Genomic DNA, 15,749 nt, shown 5'->3' on the forward strand with positions numbered 1-15,749 from the left:
GATGGCGGCCGCGCAGGGCGCTCCGCACTGGGCCGACATCGGCGAATCGACGTCGGTGGCCGGCGTGCTGTTCCTGTGCTGGGTGCACCGCTGGTTCGGGCGCTGGCCGTTCCGCCTGTGCGTGTGGCCGGTGGTGGCCTGCCACTGGTTGGGCAACCGCGTCGGCCGCCAGGCCTCCATGCAGTACCTCCAGCGCCTGCAGGCACACAGCGGTGTGCTGGGCCGTGCGCCGACCCGGCGCGACAGCCTGCGCCACTTCTTCGCCTTCGCCGACACGATGCTGGACAAGATCCTCGGCCTGGGCGGGCGCTATCCGGCCGAACGCATCCACCTGCATCGCGACCTGGTGCTGGAGAAGATCGCGCGCCGCGAAGGCGGGCTGATCCTGACCGCACACATCGGCTGCCTGGAACTGTGCCAGGTGCTGGCCGAACAGGTGCCGGGGTTCCGCATCACCGTGCTGGTGCACACCGCGCATGCGCAGCGCTTCAACCGCCTGCTGCAACGGCTGGACCCGCTGGCGGCGGTGGAACTGGTGCAGGTAACCGAAATGGGCCCGGCCACGGCAGTGATGCTGGCCGAGCGCGTCGCGGCGGGGGGCTTCGTCGCCATCGTCGGCGACCGCACGCCGGTGCAGGGCGGACGCAGCGTCACCGCCGATTTCCTTGGCCACCGCGCCCCGTTCCCGATCGGTGCCTATGTGCTCGCCGCTGCACTGGGCTGCCCGGTCTACACCATGGCCTGCCTGCACCAGGGCGAGGGCTACCGCGTGGCATTCGAACAGTTCGCCGAACGCATCGTGCTGCCGCGCGGCTCACGCGATGCGGCACTGGCCGAACAGGCACAGCGCTTCGCGCGCTGGCTGGAACTCCAGGTCATCCAGTCCCCGTTGGACTGGTTCAATTTCTTCCCCTTCTGGGATCAGGCTCCGCATGACGACTGACGCCGTACCCGTGTGCCGCTTTGGCGATGCACCGTTGACCATCGAAGACGTGGTTGCCCTGGCCCAGCGCCAGTGCGAGGCCGCACTGAGCGACGCGCCGGCATTCCGCGCCCACATCCAGCGTGGTGCCGACTTCCTCGACCGCCTGCTGCGCGAGGATGGCGTGATCTACGGTGTGACCACCGGCTATGGCGATTCGTGCACGGTGAACATCCCGCCGGCACTGGTGGCTGAACTGCCGCACCACCTGTATACCTACCATGGCTGCGGCCTGGGCCGTTACCTGGACCCGGTCGAGACCCGTGCGGTGCTGGCGGCGCGCCTGGCCTCTCTGGTGCGCGGCATGTCCGGTGTAAGCCTGCCGCTGCTGGAAGGCCTGGCCACGCTGCTGCAGCACGACGTGCTGCCGATGATTCCGGCCGAAGGCTCGGTCGGTGCCAGTGGCGACCTGACCCCGCTGTCGTACGTGGCGGCGGTGCTGTGCGGCGAGCGCGAGGTGCTGCACGACGGCCGCGTGCAGCCGGCGGCGGACGTGCTGGCGAAGATCGGCATGACCCCGCTGAAGCTGCGGCCGAAGGAAGGCCTGGCGATCATGAACGGCACCGCGGTGATGACCGGCCTGGCCTGCCTGGCCTGGCAGCGCGCCGACTACCTGGCACGAATGGCTACGCGCCTGACCGCGTTCAACGTGCTGGCCAGCGACGGCAACGCGCACCACTTCGACGAAACCCTGTTCGCAGCCAAGCCGCACCCGGGCCAGGGCCGCATCGCCGCGCGCCTGCGCAGCGACCTGCACAGCGAGCGCCCGCCGCGCAATGAACAGCGCCTGCAGGATCGCTACTCGCTGCGCTGCGCACCGCATGTGATCGGCGTGCTGGAGGACAGCCTGCCGTTCCTGCGCCAGCTGATCGAGACCGAACTGAACAGCGCCAACGACAACCCGCTGATCGACGCCGACGGCGAGCGCATCCTGCATGGCGGCCACTTCTACGGGGGCCACATCGCGCTGGCGATGGACACCCTGAAGAACACCGTGGCCAACGTTGCCGATCTGCTCGACCGACAGCTGGCGCTGGTGGTGGACGCCCGTTACAACCATGGCCTGCCGGCCAACCTGTCGGCGGCCACCGGTCCGCGCGCGGCCATCAACCATGGGCTGAAGGCACTGCAGATCAGCGTGTCGGCCTGGACTGCCGAAGCGCTGAAGCAGACCATGCCGGCCAGCGTGTTCTCGCGTTCCACCGAATGCCACAACCAGGACAAGGTCAGCATGGGCACCATCGCCGCGCGCGACTGCCTGCGCGTGATCGAGCTGACCGAACAGGTGGTGGCGGCAATGCTGATCACCGCGCGCCAGGGCCTGGCCCTGCGTGAACGGGTTGGCCTAAATGCGCAGCTGCATGGCAGTCTGGCCGATATGTACGCCGACCTGGGGCAACGTATCGCCCTGGTCGAGGAAGACCGCGCGCTGGATCGCGAACTGCGGGAACTGCTGGTGGAGATCCGCGCGCAACGTTGGGAGCTGTATGCCGGTGAATGAGGCCATTGAACGGGTTGGCGAGATTGCGTTGACCCCCGCCTTCCATGACTGCGATCCGATGAACGTGGTCTGGCATGGCAACTACTTCAAGTACTTCGAGATCGCGCGCTGCGCGCTGCTCGGTCGCTACGACTACGACTACCCGCAGATGCTCGAATCGGGCTACCTGTGGCCGGTGGTCGATGCGCGGGTGAAGTACGTGCGCCCGCTGCTGTTCAACCAGGCGCTGCGCGTGGTCGCGCGCATCGTGGAATGGGAGAACCGGCTGAAGATCGAGTACGAAATCCTCGATGCGGAAAGCGGCCAGGTGCTGACCCGGGCGATGACCATCCAGGTCGCGGTGGACGCGGCCAGCAAGGAAATGCTGTACCAGTGCCCGCCGGTACTGTGGGAACGCCTGGGAGTGCCTGCGCCATGAACCAAGCGAACCGTTTCGCGCGTGCGCTGCTGTGCGCGCTGCTGCTGGTGGCCCCACCACTGGTGCAGGCGGCCGACCCTGCCATCGATGCGATTACCCAGGCGGTGGCGCGGCCGGATGTGCTGCGTGGCCAGTTCAGCCAGGAAAAGCAGGTGAGTGGCTTCAGGAACCCGCTGCGCTCGCAGGGCCGGTTCGTGGTCGCGCGCCAGCACGGCGTGATCTGGACCACGCTCAAGCCGTTCCCCTCGGAAGTAGTGGTCACCGCCGACCGCATCCTCAGCCGGCAGCGTGATGGCAGCACCCGCGTCGAACTGGACGCGCGGCAGCAGCCGGCGATGCGTTCGGTGAATGCGATCATGTTCGCGTTGATGAGTGGCGACGTGCAGGCACTGTCCAGCCAGTTCAACGTGGCAGCCAGCCGTGAAGGGCAGGGCTGGCGGCTGCGCCTGACGCCGAAGTCGGCGATGCTCGCCAAGGCCTTCGAATCGCTGACCCTGCAGGGCGACCGCTACGTGCGCCAGGTCGAGATCGTCGAGGCCAACAAGGACCGCACGCAGATCCAGTTCAGCGCGTTGAGCGAGGCGCCGGCCACGCTCAATGCCGACGAGGCCCGCCGCTTTGAGTGAGGCCGTGGCATCGAACGCACCGGACCGGTTGCGGCGCTGGTGGCACTGGCTGGGCATTGCCTGGCTGCTGGTGCTGCTGGCGCTGGGCGCACAGCAGTGGCAGCTGTGGAGCCAGCAATCGCGGATCGACACCGACATCCTCGCCCTGCTGCCGCAGGATGCGCACGACCGCCTGTTGAGCGACGTCACCCGGCGCATTGCCGATGGCAGTTCGCGGCAGGTCGTGGTGCTGCTCGGCAGCAAGGACAGCGCGGCTGCGAAGCGCGCGCAGGCGGCCTTTGCGGCGGCCATGGCCAAGGATGCCGACCACGCCTTGCTGGTACCCAGCGGTTCGATCGAAGGCTGGTTTGACGAGGCGCGCGCGTTCTACGCGCCGTACCGCGACCGCCTGCTGACACCGGCCCAGCGCGAGCAGTTGCAGGGCAGCGAACCGGGCGTGTTGGCCGAGCAGGCGCTGGCTGCGCTGTATGGGCCGATGGGTGCGCCGCGATTGACTGAATGGCGCCAGGATCCGTTGTCGCTGTGGCCGCAGTGGTGGCAGCAGCAGGCGCAGGGTTCGGGCCTGCGGTTGGGCGATGACGGCCTGCTTGAAGCCGAGGGCAGGCATTGGGCCGTGCTGCAGTTCGATACGCCCGGTTCGGCGTTCCAGCTGGATGGCGAGCGCCACCTCGATGGCCTGCTGGAACGTGCCGGGCAGGCCGCCACGGCGGCGGCGCCTGAGCTTGAAATCCTGCATGCCGGCGTGCCGCTGCATGCCGAGGCCGCCGCGGTGCAGGCCAACCAGGAGATCAACACCATCGGTTGGGGGTCGCTGGCGGCGGTGCTGCTGCTGGTGTGGCTGGCATTCCGCTCGCTGCGCCCGATCCTGCTGGTGGCCGCCTCGCTGCTGATCGGCTGTGGCGTGGCGCTGGCGGTGACCGTGCTGGTGTTCGGCAAGGTGCATGTGCTGACCCTGGTGTTTGGTGCGTCGCTGGTGGGTGTGGCCGAGGATTACGGCATTCACTGGTTCGCCTCGCGCCAGGCCGAACCGGCCGATCGTCGCTGGAAACTGCTGCGGCATCTGCTGCCCGGCCTGTGGCTGGCCCTGCTGACCAGTGCGCTGGCCTACCTGGCATTGGGCCTGGCCCCGTTCCCCGGCCTGCGCCAGATGGCGCTGTTCTCGGTGGTGGGCCTGGCCGCAGCTTTCCTCACGGTGATCTTCTGGTTCCCGTGGCTCGACGGTGGCGAGATCCGCCAGACCCGCTTCTCGAAGTGGCTGGGCAATACGCTGGAGCGTTTCCCGCGGCTGCATGGCCGCCGCGCGGTGACGGTCTTCGTGGTGGTCGCGCTGGCACTGTCCGCCATCGGCATCGTGCGCCTGCAGAGCAACGACGACCTGCGCAGCCTGCAGTCCTCGCCGCCGGCATTGATGGCGCAGCAGATCCGCCTGAGCCAGTTGCTGGGCATGCCCAGTCCGGCGCAGTTCTACCTGGTGCAGGGTGTCGATGCCGCGCAGCTGCTGCAGCGCGAGGAAGCACTGACCGAGCGCCTGCGTGTATTGGCCACCGACAAGCGCATTGGCGGCTATCGCGCGATCAGCGATTGGCTGCCGTCGCCGGCGCGCCAGCAGGCCGATGCCGCGCTGACCGCGAAGGTGGAACCCAGCGTGCTGTCGGCCGTGTCCGAGGCGGTGGGCGAGCCGCTGCAGCGACCGCAGTTCGCCGCCGCGCCGCTCACCGCCGAAGCCTTCCTGGCCTCGCCGGCCTCGCAGCCGTTCCGCCACCTGTGGGTGGGTGAAGTCGGTGGGCAGATGATCAGCGTGGTGATGGTCGATGACCTGTCGCGCGCCGATGCCCTGGCCACGCTGGAGGGTGCCGCCGAAGGCCTGCCCGGCGTGCGCTGGGTAGACCGCACCTCCGATTTCTCCAAGCTGCTGGGCCACTACCGCAAGCTGATGGGCGGGCTGCTGCTGGTCGGCATCGCACTGGTGTTCGGTGCGCTGTGGCTGCGCTACCGCCGCCAGGCCTGGCGCGTATTTGCCCCCACCCTGATTGCCGGCGCACTGACCCTGGGCCTGCTGGGCCTGTTCGGCCAGCCGCTGCAGCTGTTCAACGTGCTGGCGTTGATGCTGCTGCTGGGCATGGGCATCGACTACGGCATCTTCCTGATCGAACACCGTGGCGATGCCAGCGCATGGCTGGCGGTCTGCGTGGGTGCGGCCAGCACCTGGCTGTCGTTCGGCCTGCTGGGCCTGTCGCAGACCCCGGCGCTGCGCGCGTTCGGCCTGACCCTGCTGTTCGGCATCGGCCTGGTCTGGCTGATCTCGCCACTGTTCCGGCCGCCACCGCATGACCTGCCGCCGGCCTGAGTCCGCCTTCCGCTTTTCTTCTTTCCCCTGATCGAGCAACAAGGACGCCCCGATGAGTACTGCTGTGGATGCTGTCGAACGCACTGAAATCCTGATCATCGGCGCAGGCCCGGCCGGCTCCGTGGCCGCGGCGATGCTGCGCCAGCAGGGCCGACAGGTGCTGATGCTGGAGCGCCAGCAGTTCCCGCGCTTCTCCATCGGCGAAAGCCTGCTGCCGCAGAGCATGGAGTACATCGAAGCAGCCGGGCTGCTGCAGGATGTGGTCGAGGCCGGCTTCCAGTACAAGAACGGCGCGGCCTTCGTGCACGGTGAAGCGCGTACTGCCTTCGACTTCCGGAAGAAGTTCTCGCCGGGCTGGGGTACCACCTACCAGGTGCAGCGCGCCGACTTCGACAACGTGTTGGCACGCGGCGCCGAGCGCATGGGAACCACGCTGCGTTTCGGTGATGAAGTGCTGTCGGTCGAACCCGGTGAACAGCCTGCGGTGAACGTGCGCCGCCCGGATGGCAGCGAATACCGCATCGAGGCCGATTTCATCCTCGACGCATCGGGCTTCGCGCGCCTGCTGCCGCGCCTGCTGCAGCTGGAATCGCCATCCAATTTCCCGGTGCGCGGCGCGATCTTCTGCCACGTGCGCGACAACATTCCGGCCGAAGCCGACTTCGACCGCAACAAGATCCTGATCACCACCCATCCCGAACACATCGACGTCTGGTACTGGACGATTCCATTCTCCAACGGTTGCTGCTCGCTGGGCGTGGTCGCCGAGCCGTCGTTCTTCGAGCGCTACGAAGGCGACGACCTGCAGAAGCTGCAGGCCATCGTCGGTGAGGACCCCAACCTGACCCGCCTGCTGGCCAATGCCGAATGGGCGGTGCTGCCGGTGCGCCGCATCACGGGTTACTCGGCCAATGTCAGCTCGCTGTGGGGCCCCGGCTACGCGTTGCTGGGCAACGCCGGCGAGTTCCTCGACCCGGTGTTCTCGTCCGGTGTGACCATTGCCTTCAAGTCCGCGCAGCTGGCCAGCGAGTGCCTCAAGCGCCGTTATGCCGGCCAAACCGTCGACTGGGAAGCTGAATTCTCGATCCCGCTGCGCGCCGGCGTGAAGACCTTCCGCCGCTTCGTGGAAAGCTGGTACCAGGGCGGCTTCCAGAAGATCATCTACCACCCGCAGCAGCAGCCCGAAGTGCGCGACATGATCAGCTCCATCCTGGCCGGTTACGCCTGGGACACCAAGAATCCGTATGTGGCCGATGAAAGTGGTCGCCGCATGCGCGTGCTGGAGGAATTGTGCAGCGCCTGATCTTCCGTACTGCGGCCCTGCTGCTGTGCCTGCTGCTGGCCGCCTGTGCCGGGCGCATGCCCAAGCCCCAGGTGGAGCTGCCGCCGCTGCGGCTGTCGCCGGCCAGCCTGCCGGCGCCGCTGGCCCTGCAGCAGCAGCTGCATTTCCGCTTCGGCAGCCATGAGCGCGACCTCGACGCGCTGCTGGAGGCCGACGCGCAGCAGGTGCAGCTGGCGGTGCAGGCGATGGGCCAGACCGGCGTGCGCCTGCAGTGGGACGGCCAGCAGCTGACCCAGCAGCGCGCGCCGTGGCTGCCGCCGCAGGTACGTGCCGAGCGTGTGCTGGATGACCTGCAGTTCGCGCTGTGGCCGACCGCGGCCATCGCCGCCGCGCTGCCGGCCGACTGGCAGGTCAGCGACGACGGCCAGCAGCGCAGCCTGTCGCGCGATGGCACGGTGTGGCTGCAACTGCAGCGCCTGGACGATGGCAGCGTGCAGCTGGACAACCGTGCCGAAGGCTATGCGCTGCGCATCGAATCGATCGACATGGCCGGACAGGACCGATGAGTGCACCGATCTACCTGAACGACCTGGGCGTGGTCTGCGCGCTCGGCGATGGCCGCGCCGCTGTCGCGTCGGCGATGTTCGCCGACGTGCCGGGCGGGCTCAGTGACAACGACAGCCTGTTGCCGGGGCGCACCCTGGCGCTGGGAGAAGTACGCACGCCACTGCCGGCGCTGGAGGAACTGCCGGTGGCCCTGCGCGGGCGCAACAACGCCCTGCTGGACGTGGCACTGGCGCAGATCGCTCCGGCGGTGGCCGCCGCGATCACCCGCCATGGCGCCGAGCGCGTGGCGGTGGTGCTGGGCACCAGCACCTCGGGCATTGGTGAGTCCGAGCAGGCCCTGCGCACCCACGCCGAACAGGGCCAGTGGCCGCAGGGCTTCGATTACGCCCAGCAGGAAATGGGTACTGCCGCGCAGTTCGTGCGCCAGCGCAGCGGCGCTCAGGGGCCCGCGTGGACCCTGTCCACCGCCTGCTCGTCCAGTGCCAAGGCATTGATGTCGGCTGCACGCATGCTGCGAGCCGGTATCGTCGATGCCGTGATCGCAGGCGGCGCGGACTCGCTGTGCCGCTTCACCGTGGCCGGTTTCAGTGCGCTGGAATCGGTGTCGGCCCTGCGCTGCAATCCGTTCTCGCAGCACCGCGCCGGTATCAACATCGGCGAGGGCGCCGCGCTGTTCCTGCTCACCCGCGAGCCGGGCCCGGTGTGCCTGGCCGGGTGGGGCGAATCGGCCGACGCCCACCACATGTCCGCGCCGGACCCGCAGGGCCTGGGTGCCATCGATGCACTGCAGCAGGCGCTGCAGCGCGCCGGCTGGGCGGCCGATGAAGTGGACTACGTGAACCTGCATGGCACCGCCACCGGGCACAACGATGCGATGGAAAGCTTGGCGGTTTCGCAGGTGCTGGGCAACGGCATTCGGGCCAGTTCGACCAAGCCCCTGACCGGCCATACGCTGGGTGCGTCAGGCGCGATCGAAGCTGCATTGTGCTGGATCGTGCTGGCCGAGAACCCGCAGCAGCAACTGCCACCGCACTGGTGGGACGGCGTGGCAGACCCCGCGCTGCCGGCACTGCCGCTGGTCGCACCAGCCACCCGCCTGGCGCAGGCACCGCGGCGGGTGCTGAGCAATTCGTTCGCCTTCGGCGGCAGCAATGCCGTGCTGGCGCTGGAGCGTCGATGAACATGCTGTATGCAATTGAAGAGGTGGTACCGCACCGCCAGGACATGTGCCTGCTGGAGCGCATCACGCACTGGGACCAGGACACCATCGAGGCGGAACTGGTGGTGCCCGAGGCCGGCCTGTTCGTGGAAAACCACGAAGTGCCGGCCTGGGTGGGCATCGAATACATGGCACAGGCCATCGCGGCCTGGGCCGGCTGCCGTGCGCGTGCAGCGGGCAAGCCTCCGCAGCTGGGCTTCCTGCTCGGCAGCCGCCGCTACAACAGCGTGCGCTGCAGCTTCCCCAGCGGCTCGCGGCTGCGCGTACAGGCGCGCTGCGAGCTGTTGGGTGACAATGGATTGGGGATGTTCGCCTGCCGCATCCTGGCGGGCGAGGACGAATGGGCGACAGCCAACGTGTCGGTGTTCGAACCGGCCGATGCGATGGCCTATCTGGAGAGTGGACAGGCATGACAGGGAATCGAAGCGTGCTGGTGACCGGCGCCAGCCGGGGCATCGGCCGGGCCATCGCGCTGCGCATCGCGCGCGATGGCTTCGACGTGGTGGTGCATTGCCGCAGCCGCCTGGATGAGGCACAGGCCGTGGTGGCCGAGATCCACGCGTTGGGCCAGCAGGCCCGCGTACTGATGTTCGACGTGGCCGACCGCGAGGCCGCACGCGCCGCGCTGGAGGCCGATGTCGAAGCGCACGGCGCGTACTACGGCGTGGTCTGCAATGCCGGCATCGCCCGCGACGGCGCCTTCCCGGCGCTCTCTTCGGAAGACTGGGACCAGGTCATCCACACCAACCTGGATGGCTTCTACAACGTGCTGCATCCGCTGATCATGCCGATGGTGCGGCGGCGCAAGCCGGGCCGCATCGTCACCCTGTCGTCGGTGTCCGGACTGGCCGGCAACCGCGGGCAGGTCAATTACAGTGCCGCCAAGGCCGGCATCATCGGTGCCACCAAGGCCCTGGCGCTGGAACTGGCCAGCCGCCAGATCACCGTCAACTGCGTGGCCCCGGGCCTGATCGAGACCGAAATGCTCAACGATGAAGTGATCGAACACGCGCTCAAGCTGATTCCCGCCGGCCGCGTCGGCCGTCCCGACGAAGTGGCGGCCACGGTGGCGTTCCTGCTGTCCGAATCGGCCGGCTACATCACCCGCCAGGTGATCTCGGTGAACGGGGGCATGCTCTGATGGCCACCGATCGTCGCGTCGTGGTGACCGGTGCGTCCGCGATCAGTCCGCTCGGCCATGACTGGCCGACCATCGAGGCGCACCTGCGCAGCTGCCGCAACGCGGTGCGCGCGATGCCCGAGTGGGATGTCTATGCCGGGCTGAACACCAAGCTGGCTGCGCCGGCGCAGGACTTCGCGCTGCCGCCGAACTACAACCGCAAGACCACCCGCTCGATGGGCAAGGTCGCGATCATGTCGGTGCGTGCCACCGAAGTGGCGCTGCGCGAAGCCGGCCTGCACGAGCACCCGGTGCTGCGCAGCGGTCGCACCGGCGTGGCCTATGGCTCCTCGTCGGGCAGCCACGAAGCCACCGGCGAGTTCGGGCGCATGCTCAACGAATTCACCACCGAAGGCATCAGCGCCACCACCTACCTGAAGATGATGAGCCATACCGCGCCGGTCAATATCGGTGTGTTCTTTGGTTTTTCCGGGCGTGTCTATACCACCTCCAGCGCCTGCACCTCGGGCAGCCAGGGCGTGGGCGCGGCCTATGAAGCGATCCGTAGCGGCAAGCAGACGGTGATGGTCGCCGGTGGTGCCGAGCAGCTCGACGCTACCGCTGCGGCGGTGTTCGACACCCTGTTCGCCACCAGCGTGCGCAACGACGCGCCGCAGACCACGCCGCGCCCGTTCGATGCCGGCCGCGATGGCCTGGTGCTGGGCGAGGGTGCCTGCACGCTGATCCTGGAAGACCTGGAGCACGCGCAGGCGCGCGGTGCCACCATTCTTGCCGAGGTGGTCGGCTACGGCACCAACAGCGACGGCCAGCACGTCACGCAGCCCAGCGCCGACACCATGGCCCAGGCCATGCGCCTGGCGCTGGAGGATGCGGGCCTGGAGGCGGCGCAGATCGACTACGTCAACGCCCACGGCACCGCCACCGATCACGGCGACATCGCCGAGACCCAGGCCACCGCGCAGGTGTTCGGCAGCCGCGTACCGATCAGCTCGCTGAAGAGCTACGTCGGCCACATGCTCGGTGCCTGCGGTGCGTTCGAGGCCTGGCTGAGCATCGAGATGATGCGTGCCGGCTGGTTCGCCCCCACGCTGAACCTGGCCGAGGTTGACCCGCGCTGCGGCCAGCTCGACTTCATCACCGGGCAGGGCCGCGAATTGCAGGCCGAGTACGTGATGAGCAACAACTTCGCCTTCGGCGGCATCAACACCTCGCTGGTGTTCCGCCGCTGGAGCGAATGATCCACCGTCCCATCCCGCCTTTTTCCTCAACCCACCCGCACCCCCGACAAGGAGATGTTCCGATGCGCCGCACCCTGATGATCGCCACGGCCACTGCACTGCTGGCCCTGACCTCCACCGCCTCCGCCCGCGACACCCGCGTTGAGCAGTCCCTGCAGGAGCTGGTCACCTCGCAGGCCGCCCGGGACGCCGGCATCGACGGCAGCGTGCGCTTCTACCTGGCCGGCCAGCCGGTCAGCGTGCAGCAGCGCCTGGGCGAGGACGTGACCAACAAGAAGACCAACGCCGCCAACAAGAGCGATGCCGAGGCCTGCCGCTGGGTCGCGCTGTCGGCGCTGCGCGCGCTGCAGGATGGCGCCAAGTCGCGCGGTGCCAACGCGGTGGTCGACATCGTCAGCTACTACAAGAAGAACGAGTTCAAGAGCAGCACCAACTACGAATGCTATGCCGGTACGATCCTCGCCGGCGTGGCGCTGAAGGGCACCTACGCCAAGGTCAAGTAAGCGACCGCAGGGCAGCGGCGTTGCCTGAACGCCGCCGCCACATTGCTGAACCCCGTCGGGGAAACGCCGTCGATCACGCCGCCATCGTCGGCCGACGGCTTTCCCCGGTGTCGGCTTTCCGACACAATCATGGCTCTTCCCGGGTTATCGTCCCGCGGACATGCACGCCTACGTCTATAAAAGCCAACTCAAGCCTGACACCTACGTCTACGTTCCCCGACGCGATGATTTCAGCGCGCTGCCTGCGCCGCTGCTCACCTCGCTGGGTGCGCTCACCTTCGTCCTGGACGTGGCCCTGGATGCCCAGCGTCGCCTGGCCCAGGCCGACCCGGACAAGGTTCGCAGTGACATGAGCGAGCGCGGGTTCTACCTGCAGGTGCCGCCGTCGGTGGCCAGCCTGATGCCGCGCCACTATGACTGACGTCTCCCGTCCGCGCGCCCTGTCGATCGCCTTCGCCGTGGGCGCCGTGCTGGCACTGGGTGCTGCCGTGGGCGGCGTTGCCGGTGCCATCCTCGCCGCCCTGGCGCAACCGGCGTTCGCGCTGGGCGTATCGTGGTGGCGGCGCAGCCGTGCGCTGCTGCCGCTGAAGGTGGTTGCACGCCAGGACCTGCCGGCGCTGCTGGCACTGTGGGCGGCCGCACCGCTGCTGCTGGCGCTGCTGCTGGCCTGGCCGCTGGCGGCGCTGCGTGACAGCGGCAGCCTTGCGGCGGTGCTGGGCCTGAGCGTGCTGGTCAGTGCCGGCCTGCTCGCTGCCTGGCGCACCTGGCCGCTGTGGAACGATGTCGAACGGCTTGATGGCAGCCTGGCCCATCATTGGCAGGCGCTGGCCGGTCGTGACCTGACCGCCTGGCGCGGTCTCGGCGTGGCGGCGCTGGTGATCGCGCTGGCCGCGCTGGTGGTGCTGCCGGCCTGGCCGGGACTGCTGCCGGAGAGCGCGCGCTGGCCCGCTGCGCTGGCCGTGGTGGTGGTGTCTCCCGTGCTGCACCTGCTGCTGCAACGGGTCGCGCCGGCGCCGCTGGTGTCGTTGCGCCCCAGCCCGATGGCGACGTCCAGCGCAGAACACGAACCGATGTTCGCTGCCGCGGCCGAGACCGCGCCGCTGGAGGCGATGGCACCGCAGGAGCTGACCCCGGCCCTGTATGAAGCCGCCCGCCACGGCCGCATCGACCGCGGCCTGCAGCTGCTGCAGGCCTGCGCCGATCCGTATGCGCTGCCCGACCCGAACTGGCGCGACCAGCGCAGCCTGGCGGTGCTGGCGGCGGTGTTGCCGGACCTGCGCCTGCTGCGCGAACTGATTGCCCGCGGCGTTGACGTGAACGCGCCGCACCGGGGCATGACCCCGCTGCTGGCCGCCACCCGCGACAGCTGGCATGGCCGCCCCGAAGCCGTGATGACCCTGCTCGCCAACGGTGCCGATTCGCGTGCCACCGACAGCGATGGCAACACCCCGCTGCACCATGCCGCGCGCAGTTCCGACCCAGGCGTGGCCGCGCTGCTGCGCGATGCCGCCGCCGAAGTCGATGCGCTGAACAACGAGGGCTGGTCGCCGCTGGCCGTGGCCTGCCAGGTCGGCAACTGGCGCCTGGCCCGCTTCCTGCTCGAACGCGGTGCGCGCAGCGAACCGGCAGAGGGCACCCCGGTGCTGCTGGCCGCCGCCGCCACCGAAGACGACGATCCGGCTGGCGTGCAGCTGCTGCTCAAGCACAAGGCACGTGCCGACGCGCGTGATCGCCAGCGCCGCAGCGCGCTGCACGAGGCGGCGCTGGCCGGCCACGTTGAAATCATCGGCGTGCTGCTGGCCGCCGGTGCCAACCTGGAAGCACGCGATGCACTGGGACGTACGCCCTGGCTGGAAGCCGCCCGTGCCGGGCGCGCCGCGGTGGTCGAACACTTGCTGCCGCACAAGCCGGATCTGGTTGCCGTCGACGGCGAAGGGCGCAACGCAGTGCAGCTGGCCGTGATGGCAGAGGATGTCTCGCCGTTGCTGGTCAAGCGCCTGGTGGAGCTGGGCATCGCCGCCGACGCGACCGATCCGGTCGGTCGCCGTGCAGTGGACTACGCTGCCGAAGCCGGGCGCTGGGCGATTGTCGCCCTGCTGGATCCGTCCTATCCGTTGCCGGCCGCGGTCAGTGACGGCCTGGCCGAGCGTGGCGAAGCCGCCAGTGCCAGCGGCCTGCTGCCGGACCGCCCGCCGCTGACCCTGCTGCGCGAGGCGCTGGGCTTCGGCAACACCGAAGGCATGGCCGCGCTGGCCAAGCTGTGCCAGCCGGAAGAACTGGGCGGCCTGCTGCTCGACCCCGAGCTGGCGCTGGAGCCGCGCGCGGTGGATTGGCTGCTGGGCCACGGCGCCGATCCCTACGTGCGCGACGCCTGTTCCGATACGCCGATGTTCGCGTTGCTGTCGCGCGGCATTGATGCGGTGCCGGCGTTGCAGGTGATGTTGCAGCGTGGCTTGTCGCCGGCCGGACGCGGTGGCCTGGCGCGCTTCCTGGCGGCCTGTGCGCAGCACGACCAGGCCGCCCGTGGCCTGGAACAGCTGGCGCTGGAATTGCTGGAGCGTGGCGCCGATCCGTTCGCGGCTTCGCCGGCCGGTGATCCGCCGTTGTCGCTGGCGGTGCGCCTGGGCTGGCTGCGCCTGCAGCAGGCGCTGCTGAAGGCGGGCGTCGATCGTGAAGCGCGCGACAGCCATGGCATGACCGCATTGCATCTGGCCACCGCATTGGCCCGCGAAGGCGCGCTGAAGCTGCTGGTGCAGCACGGTGCCTCGCCGGAAGCACGCGCCGCCGATGGCCAGACGCCGCTGGGCGTGGCGCTGTCGATTGGTCGCCGCGACCTGGCCGACTGGCTGGACTGGCGGGTGTGGCCGTTGCCGCGCCGCACCCTGCGCGAGTCCGATCTGCCGGCCGCCGCAATGGCCGGTGACGTCGACGCGGTACGCCGCCTGATCGATCTGGGCTTCGCCGTCGATGCGGTTGATGCGCAGGGCTGCACCGCGCTGCTGCGCGCCGCCGGTGGTGGCCATCTGGCGGTGACCGACCTGTTGCTGGCGCGTGGCGCCGATCCGCAGCACGCAGCGGCCAGTGGTGCCACGCCGCTGTCGGCGGCGGTCAGCATGCGCCAGGTGGACATCGTCTCGGCCCTGCTCGACGCTGGCGCCAAGCTGGAACACCGCCTGCCGGGCGGCGTGACCGTGCTGATGCTGGCGTCCGCGCTGGGCCTGCCGGACATCGTTGCGCGCCTGCTCACCGCCGGTGCCGACGTGCACGCCGGTGACGCCCAGCAGCTGGGCCCACTGCACTGTGCCGCGCTGTATGGCTTCAGTGCCCGCGACCGCTCGCGCCTGCTCGCCCTGCTCGACACCCTGCTGCTGGCCGGTGCCGAACCGGACCAGGCCGCGGCCGGTGCGGTCACGCCGCTGCTGCTGCTGCTGGGTGCACGCGCCGAGCCCGGCACCGCCTGCGACGAACAGGTGGTGATGGCTGCGGTGGAACGCCTGTTGGACGAAGACGTGAGCCTTGAGGTGCGTGATCCGCGCGGCTTCGGACCGCTGCACCTCGCGGCCCTGCACGGCCTGCCGCTGCTGGTGCAGCGCCTGCTGCGCGCTGGTGCCGATCCGGAGGCGCGCGACAGCCTCAACCGCAGCCCGCGCGAGATCGCGGTGATGCGTGGCTTCATCGACGTGGCCGGCGAGTTCGAACCGCGCGTGCCGGGTGTCTCGTCGATGGCGCGGTTCCTGCGCGACAACGGTTGAGCACCGGGGTCGGATCACTTTCCCACGGAAAGGGCTCTGACCCCGGCATCGCGTCATCCACGCATGGCGTGGATCCACTGCCGGAATCCGCAGTGGGTAGTGCCGGCCGCTGGCCGGCAATCTCCTGAAACCTTCGGGATCACGAGGCTGCCGGCCAGCGGCCGGCACTACCG

The 15,749-nt window shown here is 69.1% G+C and carries 14 protein-coding genes; all 14 read left to right on the forward strand.

What is annotated here, in order from left to right:
- Position 1 precedes the first annotated feature (1 nt).
- The 14 genes from AC5P99_RS12255 (at position 2) to AC5P99_RS12320 (ending at position 15,576) form a co-directional block, all read left to right on the forward strand.
- A complete protein-coding gene (locus tag AC5P99_RS12255) occupies positions 2 to 943 on the forward strand; it encodes a lysophospholipid acyltransferase family protein (protein ID WP_049417925.1) in 942 nt (313 codons plus the stop codon).
- Complete coding sequence (locus AC5P99_RS12260; RefSeq protein WP_088435763.1) at positions 933 to 2,483, forward strand: HAL/PAL/TAL family ammonia-lyase; 1,551 nt, start codon at positions 933 to 935, stop codon at positions 2,481 to 2,483. Before AC5P99_RS12255 ends, AC5P99_RS12260 begins: the two co-directional genes overlap by 11 nt.
- Complete coding sequence (locus AC5P99_RS12265; protein WP_005411603.1) at positions 2,470 to 2,901, forward strand: acyl-CoA thioesterase; 432 nt, start codon at positions 2,470 to 2,472, stop codon at positions 2,899 to 2,901. Before AC5P99_RS12260 ends, AC5P99_RS12265 begins: the two co-directional genes overlap by 14 nt.
- A complete protein-coding gene (locus AC5P99_RS12270; RefSeq protein WP_088435764.1) occupies positions 2,898 to 3,527 on the forward strand; it encodes an outer membrane lipoprotein carrier protein LolA in 630 nt (209 codons plus the stop codon). The genes AC5P99_RS12265 and AC5P99_RS12270 overlap by 4 nt, the downstream gene beginning before the upstream one ends.
- Positions 3,499 to 5,874: an MMPL family transporter gene (locus AC5P99_RS12275; protein WP_495213198.1), complete on the forward strand. Its 2,376-nt coding sequence runs from the start codon at positions 3,499 to 3,501 to the stop codon at positions 5,872 to 5,874. Before AC5P99_RS12270 ends, AC5P99_RS12275 begins: the two co-directional genes overlap by 29 nt.
- Positions 5,875 to 5,926: 52 nt before the next feature.
- Positions 5,927 to 7,177, forward strand: a complete 1,251-nt coding sequence (locus AC5P99_RS12280) for an NAD(P)/FAD-dependent oxidoreductase (protein WP_043034447.1) — start codon at positions 5,927 to 5,929, stop codon at positions 7,175 to 7,177.
- Positions 7,165 to 7,722 (forward strand): DUF3261 domain-containing protein, encoded by a 558-nt coding sequence (locus AC5P99_RS12285; protein WP_005414865.1) that lies wholly within the window; start codon positions 7,165 to 7,167, stop codon positions 7,720 to 7,722. The genes AC5P99_RS12280 and AC5P99_RS12285 overlap by 13 nt, the downstream gene beginning before the upstream one ends.
- Positions 7,719 to 8,903, forward strand: coding sequence for a beta-ketoacyl-[acyl-carrier-protein] synthase family protein (locus AC5P99_RS12290; protein WP_005411598.1), 1,185 nt, complete (start codon positions 7,719 to 7,721; stop codon positions 8,901 to 8,903). The genes AC5P99_RS12285 and AC5P99_RS12290 overlap by 4 nt, the downstream gene beginning before the upstream one ends.
- Positions 8,900 to 9,355 (forward strand): hotdog family protein, encoded by a 456-nt coding sequence (locus AC5P99_RS12295; RefSeq protein WP_099527223.1) that lies wholly within the window; start codon positions 8,900 to 8,902, stop codon positions 9,353 to 9,355. Before AC5P99_RS12290 ends, AC5P99_RS12295 begins: the two co-directional genes overlap by 4 nt.
- A complete protein-coding gene (locus AC5P99_RS12300) occupies positions 9,352 to 10,083 on the forward strand; it encodes a 3-ketoacyl-ACP reductase FabG2 (RefSeq protein WP_088429563.1) in 732 nt (243 codons plus the stop codon). Before AC5P99_RS12295 ends, AC5P99_RS12300 begins: the two co-directional genes overlap by 4 nt.
- Positions 10,083 to 11,321, forward strand: coding sequence for a beta-ketoacyl-ACP synthase (locus AC5P99_RS12305; RefSeq protein ID WP_049459613.1), 1,239 nt, complete (start codon positions 10,083 to 10,085; stop codon positions 11,319 to 11,321). The genes AC5P99_RS12300 and AC5P99_RS12305 overlap by 1 nt, the downstream gene beginning before the upstream one ends.
- 62 nt (positions 11,322 to 11,383) lie before the next feature.
- On the forward strand, positions 11,384 to 11,824 hold the full coding sequence (locus AC5P99_RS12310; RefSeq protein ID WP_005411594.1) for a hypothetical protein: 441 nt from the start codon (positions 11,384 to 11,386) through the stop codon (positions 11,822 to 11,824).
- A gap of 160 nt (positions 11,825 to 11,984) precedes the next feature.
- Positions 11,985 to 12,245: a YcgL domain-containing protein gene (locus tag AC5P99_RS12315; RefSeq protein WP_005411593.1), complete on the forward strand. Its 261-nt coding sequence runs from the start codon at positions 11,985 to 11,987 to the stop codon at positions 12,243 to 12,245.
- Positions 12,238 to 15,576 carry an ankyrin repeat domain-containing protein gene (locus AC5P99_RS12320; RefSeq protein WP_495213199.1) on the forward strand — a complete coding sequence of 1,113 codons (3,339 nt, stop codon included), beginning with the start codon at positions 12,238 to 12,240 and terminating at the stop codon, positions 15,574 to 15,576. The genes AC5P99_RS12315 and AC5P99_RS12320 overlap by 8 nt, the downstream gene beginning before the upstream one ends.
- Positions 15,577 to 15,749 lie beyond the last annotated feature (173 nt).

The sequence above is a fragment of the Stenotrophomonas sp. YJH_SMC_80 genome, from assembly GCF_059372495.1.

Excerpts from the sequence above, each read along its gene's own strand:
- AC5P99_RS12255 (WP_049417925.1), top strand. The coding sequence starts at position 2 with ATGGCGGCCGCGCAGGGCGCTCCGCACTGGGCCGACATCGGCGAATCG.
- AC5P99_RS12260 (WP_088435763.1), top strand. The coding sequence starts at position 933 with ATGACGACTGACGCCGTACCCGTGTGCCGCTTTGGCGATGCACCGTTG.
- AC5P99_RS12265 (WP_005411603.1), top strand. The coding sequence starts at position 2,470 with ATGCCGGTGAATGAGGCCATTGAACGGGTTGGCGAGATTGCGTTGACC.
- AC5P99_RS12270 (WP_088435764.1), top strand. The coding sequence starts at position 2,898 with ATGAACCAAGCGAACCGTTTCGCGCGTGCGCTGCTGTGCGCGCTGCTG.
- AC5P99_RS12275 (WP_495213198.1), top strand. The coding sequence starts at position 3,499 with ATGCCGACGAGGCCCGCCGCTTTGAGTGAGGCCGTGGCATCGAACGCA.
- AC5P99_RS12280 (WP_043034447.1), top strand. The coding sequence starts at position 5,927 with ATGAGTACTGCTGTGGATGCTGTCGAACGCACTGAAATCCTGATCATC.
- AC5P99_RS12290 (WP_005411598.1), top strand. The coding sequence starts at position 7,719 with ATGAGTGCACCGATCTACCTGAACGACCTGGGCGTGGTCTGCGCGCTC.
- AC5P99_RS12295 (WP_099527223.1), top strand. The coding sequence starts at position 8,900 with ATGAACATGCTGTATGCAATTGAAGAGGTGGTACCGCACCGCCAGGAC.
- AC5P99_RS12300 (WP_088429563.1), top strand. The coding sequence starts at position 9,352 with ATGACAGGGAATCGAAGCGTGCTGGTGACCGGCGCCAGCCGGGGCATC.
- AC5P99_RS12305 (WP_049459613.1), top strand. The coding sequence starts at position 10,083 with ATGGCCACCGATCGTCGCGTCGTGGTGACCGGTGCGTCCGCGATCAGT.
- AC5P99_RS12310 (WP_005411594.1), top strand. The coding sequence starts at position 11,384 with ATGCGCCGCACCCTGATGATCGCCACGGCCACTGCACTGCTGGCCCTG.
- AC5P99_RS12315 (WP_005411593.1), top strand. The coding sequence starts at position 11,985 with ATGCACGCCTACGTCTATAAAAGCCAACTCAAGCCTGACACCTACGTC.
- AC5P99_RS12320 (WP_495213199.1), top strand. The coding sequence starts at position 12,238 with ATGACTGACGTCTCCCGTCCGCGCGCCCTGTCGATCGCCTTCGCCGTG.